Here is a 4,871-nt window from a genome sequence, read left to right as displayed (position 1 = left end):
TCGCCAACGCCGCGGCTGGCCAGGAGGTCATCCTCATTGACGGTGACGTCGCCGCCGTTGGCGGCCGGCGTCAGGTCGGTGATCACCGGCGGCGAGTTGCCGATCGAGATGGTCAGCGTGGTGTGCGGGTGTCGCCGTCGCCGTCCTTGATGGTGTAGGTGAAGACGTCGTCATGGCCACCGGCGGAGCCGGCATCGCGGGTATAGGTGTAGGTGCCGTCGGCGGCCAGCGTCAGCTTGCCGTAGAGACCCTGGATCTGCACGCCGAGTGTTGCGGTATTGTCGAGGGCGGCATTGGTGTCGCCGGCGACGACGCCGACCACGGCAGCGCCGTCGGCGCCTTGGTATCGGCAACCCCGTCGGTCGTGTTGCCGTCGAGGGCATCGGTTCCGCCAACCAGCACATTGCCGGTGGCCGGCCGAACAGGCCGGCCCCGATGCTGTCGATGTCGGCAACCGCGGTCGGCACGTCATCGACGATGTTGACGGACAGCGTGCCTGTGGCGTTCTGGCCGTCCTGGTCGGTGAGCGAGACGGCAAGGTTCTCGAACAGGCTGTTGGTGGAGGCGCCGGTAGCATGGGCCTCGTTGTCGAGCAGCGTGTAGGTATAGCTGACGGTGCCGGTTGCGGGATTGTAGCCGGTCACGTTCAGCGTATTGCCGAGCGCGGTGGTGAAGGAGCTGGCGGTGAACACGCCGTTGGTGATGAAGGCATGGCCGTCGATGGTCAGCGAGGCGATGCCGTCGGGCGAGGAGATGGTGAAGGTGCCGCCCTGGGTGGTGCTTTCCTTCGAGGTGTCGGAGCCGGCCGATTCGCCAACGCCGCGGCTGGCCAGGAGGTCATCCTCATTGACGGTGACGTCGCCGCCGTTGGCGGCCGGCGTCAGGTCGGTGATCACCGGCGGCGAGTTGCCGATCGAGATGGTCAGCGTGGTGTGCGAGGTGTCGCCGTCGCCGTCCTTGATGGTGTAGGTGAAGACGTCGTCATGGCCACCGGCGGAGCCGGCATCGCGGGTATAGGTGTAGGTGCCGTCGGCGGCCAGCGTCAGCTTGCCGTAGAGACCCTGGATCTGCACGCCGAGTGTTGCGGTATTGTCGAGGGCGGCATTGGTGTCGCCGGCNACGACGCCGACCACGGCAGCGCCGTCGGCGCCCTTGGTATCGGCAACCCCGTCGGTCGTGTTGCCGTCGAGGGCATCGGTTCCGCCAACCAGCACATTGCCGGTGGCCGGGCCGAACAGGCCGGCCCCGATGCTGTCGATGTCGGCAACCGCGGTCGGCACGTCATCGACGATGTTGACGGACAGCGTGCCTGTGGCGTTCTGGCCGTCCTGGTCGGTGAGCGAGACGGCAAGGTTCTCGAACAGGCTGTTGGTGGAGGCGCCGGTAGCATGGGCCTCGTTGTCGAGCAGCGTGTAGGTATAGCTGACGGTGCCGGTTGCGGGATTGTAGCCGGTCACGTTCAGCGTATTGCCGAGCGCGGTGGTGAAGGAGCTGGCGGTGAACACGCCGTTGGTGATGAAGGCATGGCCGTCGATGGTCAGCGAGGCGATGCCGTCGGGCGAGGAGATGGTGAAGGTGCCGCCCTGGGTGGTGCTTTCCTTCGAGGTGTCGGAGCCGGCCGATTCGCCAACGCCGCGGCTGGCCAGGAGGTCATCCTCATTGACGGTGACGTCGCCGCCGTTGGCGGCCGGCGTCAGGTCGGTGATCACCGGCGGCGAGTTGCCGATCGAGATGGTCAGCGTGGTGTGCGAGGTGTCGCCGTCGCCCGTCCTTGATGGTGTAGGTGAAGACGTCGTCATGGCCACCGGCGGAGCCGGCATCGCGGGTATAGGTGTAGGTGCCGTCGGCGGCCAGCGTCAGCTTGCCGTAGAGACCCTGGATCTGCACGCCGAGTGTTGCGGTATTGTCGAGGGCGGCATTTGGTGTCGCCGGCNACGACGCCGACCACGGCAGCGCCGTCGGCGCCCTTGGTATCGGCAACCCCGTCGGTCGTGTTGCCGTCGAGGGCATCGGTTCCGCCAACCAGCACATTGCCGGTGGCCGGGCCGAACAGGCCGGCCCCGATGCTGTCGATGTCGGCAACCGCGGTCGGCACGTCATCGACGATGTTGACGGACAGCGTGCCTGTGGCGTTCTGGCCGTCCTGGTCGGTGAGCGAGACGGCAAGGTTCTCGAACAGGCTGTTGGTGGAGGCGCCGGTAGCATGGGCCTCGTTGTCGAGCAGCGTGTAGGTATAGCTGACGGTGCCGGTTGCGGGATTGTAGCCGGTCACGTTCAGCGTATTGCCGAGCGCGGTGGTGAAGGAGCTGGCGGTGAACACGCCGTTGGTGATGAAGGCATGGCCGTCGATGGTCAGCGAGGCGATGCCGTCGGGCGAGGAGATGGTGAAGGTGCCGCCCTGGGTGGTGCTTTCCTTCGAGGTGTCGGAGCCGGCCGATTCGCCAACGCCGCGGCTGGCCAGGAGGTCATCCTCATTGACGGTGACGTCGCCGCCGTTGGCGGCCGGCGTCAGGTCGGTGATCACCGGCGGCGAGTTGCCGATCGAGATGGTCAGCGTGGTGTGCGAGGTGTCGCCGTCGCCGTCCTTGATGGTGTAGGTGAAGACGTCGTCATGGCCACCGGCGGAGCCGGCATCGCGGGTATAGGTGTAGGTGCCGTCGGCGGCCAGCGTCAGCTTGCCGTAGAGACCCTGGATCTGCACGCCGAGTGTTGCGGTATTGTCGAGGGCGGCATTGGTGTCGCCGGCNACGACGCCGACCACGGCAGCGCCGTCGGCGCCCTTGGTATCGGCAACCCCGTCGGTCGTGTTGCCGTCGAGGGCATCGGTTCCGCCAACCAGCACATTGCCGGTGGCCGGGCCGAACAGGCCGGCCCCGATGCTGTCGATGTCGGCAACCGCGGTCGGCACGTCATCGACGATGTTGACGGACAGCGTGCCTGTGGCGTTCTGGCCGTCCTGGTCGGTGAGCGAGACGGCAAGGTTCTCGAACAGGCTGTTGGTGGAGGCGCCGGTAGCATGGGCCTCGTTGTCGAGCAGCGTGTAGGTATAGCTGACGGTGCCGGTTGCGGGATTGTAGCCGGTCACGTTCAGCGTATTGCCGAGCGCGGTGGTGAAGGAGCTGGCGGTGAACACGCCGTTGGTGATGAAGGCATGGCCGTCGATGGTCAGCGAGGCGATGCCGTCGGGCGAGGAGATGGTGAAGGTGCCGCCCTGGGTGGTGCTTTCCTTCGAGGTGTCGGAGCCGGCCGATTCGCCAACGCCGCGGCTGGCCAGGAGGTCATCCTCATTGACGGTGACGTCGCCGCCGTTGGCGGCCGGCGTCAGGTCGGTGATCACCGGCGGCGAGTTGCCGATCGAGATGGTCAGCGTGGTGTGCGAGGTGTCGCCGTCGCCGTCCTTGATGGTGTAGGTGAAGACGTCGTCATGGCCACCGGCGGAGCCGGCATCGCGGGTATAGGTGTAGGTGCCGTCGGCGGCCAGCGTCAGCTTGCCGTAGAGACCCTGGATCTGCACGCCGAGTGTTGCGGTATTGTCGAGGGCGGCATTGGTGTCGCCGGCGACGACGCCGACCACGGCAGCGCCGTCGGCGCCCTTGGTATCGGCAACCCCGTCGGTCGTGTTGCCGTCGAGGGCATCGGTTCCGCCAACCAGCACATTGCCGGTGGCCGGGCCGAACAGGCCGGCCCCGATGCTGTCGATGTCGGCAACCGCGGTCGGCACGTCATCGACGATGTTGACGGACAGCGTGCCTGTGGCGTTCTGGCCGTCCTGGTCGGTGAGCGAGACGGCAAGGTTCTCGAACAGGCTGTTGGTGGAGGCNCCGGTAGCATGGGCCTCGTTGTCGAGCAGCGTGTAGGTATAGCTGACGGTGCCGGTTGCGGGATTGTAGCCGGTCACGTTCAGCGTATTGCCGAGCGCGGTGGTGAAGGAGCTGGCGGTGAACACGCCGTTGGTGATGAAGGCATGGCCGTCGATGGTCAGCGAGGCGATGCCGTCGGGCGAGGAGATGGTGAAGGTGCCGCCCTGGGTGGTGCTTTCCTTCGAGGTGTCGGAGCCGGCCGATTCGCCAACGCCGCGGCTGGCCAGGAGGTCATCCTCATTGACGGTGACGTCGCCGCCGTTGGCGGCCGGCNTCAGGTCGGTGATCACCGGCGGCGAGTTGCCGATCGAGATGGTCAGCGTGGTGTGCGAGGTGTCGCCGTCGCCGTCCTTGATGGTGTAGGTGAAGACGTCGTCATGGCCACCGGCGGAGCCGGCATCGCGGGTATAGGTGTAGGTGCCGTCGGCGGCCAGCGTCAGCTTGCCGTAGAGACCCTGGATCTGCACGCCGAGTGTTGCGGTATTGTCGAGGGCGGCATTGGTGTCGCCGGCGACGACGCCGACCACGGCAGCGCCGTCGGCGCCCTTGGTATCGGCAACCCCGTCGGTCGTGTTGCCGTCGAGGGCATCGGTTCCGCCAACCAGCACATGCCGGTGGCCGGGCCGAACAGGCCGGCCCCGATGCTGTCGATGTCGGCAACCGCGGTCGGCACGTCATCGACGATGTTGACGGACAGCGTGCCTGTGGCGTTCTGGCCGTCCTGGTCGGTGAGCGAGACGGCAAGGTTCTCGAACAGGCTGTTGGTGGAGGCTCCGGTAGCATGGCCTCGTTGTCGAGCAGCGTGTAGGTATAGCTGACGGTGCCGGTTGCGGGATTGTAGCCGGTCACGTTCAGCGTATTGCCGAGCGGTGGTGAAGGAGCTGGCGGTGAACACGCCGTTGGTGATGAAGGCATGGCCGTCGATGGTCAGCGAGGCGATGCCGTCGGGCGAGGAGATGGTGAAGGTGCCGCCCTGGGTGGTGCTTTCCTTCGAGGTCGGAGCCGGCCGAT

4 protein-coding genes and 1 pseudogene are annotated in these 4,871 nt (G+C 66.6%); all 5 read right to left on the bottom strand.

The window, feature by feature from the left end; translation table 11 throughout:
* Window positions 1-112: 112 nt before the first annotated feature.
* Complete coding sequence (locus NKL06_RS26805; RefSeq protein ID WP_352581291.1) at window positions 113-472, bottom strand: Ig-like domain-containing protein; 360 nt, start codon at window positions 470-472, stop codon at window positions 113-115.
* Between the two features lie 451 nt (window positions 473-923).
* Window positions 924-1,214, bottom strand: a pseudogene (locus tag NKL06_RS32785) (Ig-like domain-containing protein); the annotation flags it as partial.
* A 442-nt stretch (window positions 1,215-1,656) separates the two neighbouring features.
* Window positions 1,657-1,887, bottom strand: a complete 231-nt coding sequence (locus NKL06_RS26795; protein WP_352581288.1) for an Ig-like domain-containing protein — start codon at window positions 1,885-1,887, stop codon at window positions 1,657-1,659.
* Entirely contained in the window at window positions 1,796-4,387 is a 2,592-nt protein-coding gene (locus NKL06_RS26790; RefSeq protein WP_502903794.1) for a cadherin-like domain-containing protein, read from the bottom strand. The genes NKL06_RS26795 and NKL06_RS26790 overlap by 92 nt, the downstream gene beginning before the upstream one ends.
* Window positions 4,297-4,871 (bottom strand): hypothetical protein (locus NKL06_RS26785; protein WP_352581286.1); only part of this gene is annotated, 575 nt, incomplete at its 5' end. The genes NKL06_RS26790 and NKL06_RS26785, both read right to left, overlap by 91 nt.

This window comes from Mesorhizobium sp. C268A, assembly GCF_040324475.1.
Classification (GTDB): domain Bacteria; phylum Pseudomonadota; class Alphaproteobacteria; order Rhizobiales; family Rhizobiaceae; genus Mesorhizobium.
Note: the sequence above shows the minus strand (reverse complement) of the source record. Positions and strands in the feature narration are given on the sequence as shown.

What these genes read in the sequence shown, in the direction of transcription:
- NKL06_RS26805 (WP_352581291.1), bottom strand. Translation starts at nt 472, where the DNA reads ATGACGTGCCGACCGCGGTTGCCGACATCGACAGCATCGGGGCCGGCC.